General features: G+C 64.3%; 2 protein-coding genes. Both read left to right on the plus strand.

The window, feature by feature from the left end; all coding sequences use genetic code 11:
* Positions 1–1,148: response regulator (locus J0A65_RS23065; RefSeq protein WP_206596636.1), on the plus strand; the 1,148-nt coding region annotated here is incomplete at its 5' end.
* Position 1,149: 1 nt separating this feature from the next.
* The coding region (locus J0A65_RS23070) for a response regulator (RefSeq protein ID WP_206596637.1) at positions 1,150–1,670 on the plus strand (521 nt) is incomplete at its 3' end.

A 1,670-nucleotide genomic window follows, 5' to 3' on the forward strand; every position in this document is an offset into this window, starting at 1 on the left:
TGGCCGATCGCTACAGCGAGGCCGACGCCCCGTTCGCCGGCTTCCTCACCAAACCGGTGACCCCACGCCAGCTGATCGCCAGCATCCTCAGCGCACGTCACGGCGACAGTCGCGCCCTGCCCGTTCCGGGCTACAAGCTGGGCCAGCGCCTGCAGGGCCTGCGCCTGCTGGTGGTCGAGGACAACGCCCTCAACCGTCAGGTGGCGCGCGAACTGCTGATCGGCGAAGGTGCCGAGGTCAGCCTGGCGGAAGGTGGTCTGCAGGGCGTCGAACTGGCGCTGGGCAGCGAACCGCCATTCGACGCCATTCTCATGGACATCCAGATGCCCGATATCGACGGGCTGGAAGCGACACGGCGCATCCGCCAGCAGTCGGGTCAGCCGACGCAACCCATCATCGCCATGACCGCCAACGCGTCGAACAGCGACCGCGACTCCTGCCTCGCGGCCGGGATGAACGACCATGTGGGCAAGCCCATCGATATCGAAAAGCTGGTCGCCGTGATCCGCACCTGGTGCGGCCTCGACGACGCTGCAGCGAGCGACCCGCAGCCGCCGGGCAAAGTGGAAGGTGCCGAAGCCATCCTCAAGCGCTTCGGCGGCAACCTGAACCTGCTGCGCTCGATGCTGGTCCTGCTCCCGGACGAACTGAACAAGCAGCTGACGCAACTGGAGGCGCACCGGCAGGCACGAGACCTGCCGGCCATGCTCAAGGACCTGCATACCCTCAAGGGCACTTCCGGCACCATGGGCGCCATGGAGCTGTCCGCCCGATTCGCCGAGCTGGAACGGCGCTTCGCCCAGACCCCGGACAGCGCCTATGGCGACGATGACTGGCTGAGCGAGCTCAAGCAGTCGCTGCAGGAGAGCCACGCCCGTCTGCAGGCGATGTTCGCCATCCCCACAGAGCCGGCCAGCCCTGCACCGCCTACGACCACTGGATTGTGGACGCAGGAGGTGGAAGCGCTTAAGGTACAACTTGATACGGGCAACCTTGCAGCGCTGGAGACCGTGCAGGCACTCGCTGCCCATGCACCGCAACATCTCGACAGCCTGTTCGATGCGCTGCGTCAGGCCGTGACCTCCCTTGACTTCGAGCGAGCCAAGCGATTGCTTCAAGATTTACAGCACTCTGCCATAGGGGATTGATTTGGAGCGCCTGAAACCGTTTTTCCATGGACGCCCAAAACTGCTGGTGGTCGATGACCAGCCAATCAACATCCGGGTTCTGCACGAGCTGTTTCGTCCCGAGTGCGATGTCTTCATGGCCACCCATGGCGAACAGGCACTGACCATCAGCCGTGAACTGCACCCTGACCTGATCCTGCTCGACGTGGTCATGCCCGGCATGGACGGCTATGAAGTCTGTCGGCGCCTCAAGGCCAACCCCGAAACCAGTGAGATCCCGATCATCTTCGTCACCGGCAAGAGCCATGAGGACGATGAAGCCACGGGCTTCGAGCTCGGCGCGGTGGATTACATCCGCAAGCCCTTCAACGCGCTGGTGGTCCGCGCTCGCGTGATCAACCACCTGCGCCTGAAACTGCAAGGCGACTACCTGCGTCAGATGGCCCTGATCGACGGCCTGACCAGCATTCTCAACCGCCGTGGCTTCGACGAGCGCTTCGACGCGGCCAGAGCGCAGGCCCAGCGCGAGCAGAAGCCGCTGTC

The organism is Bowmanella yangjiangensis (assembly GCF_017255015.1).
Taxonomy (GTDB): Bacteria; Pseudomonadota; Gammaproteobacteria; order Enterobacterales; family Alteromonadaceae; genus Bowmanella; species Bowmanella yangjiangensis.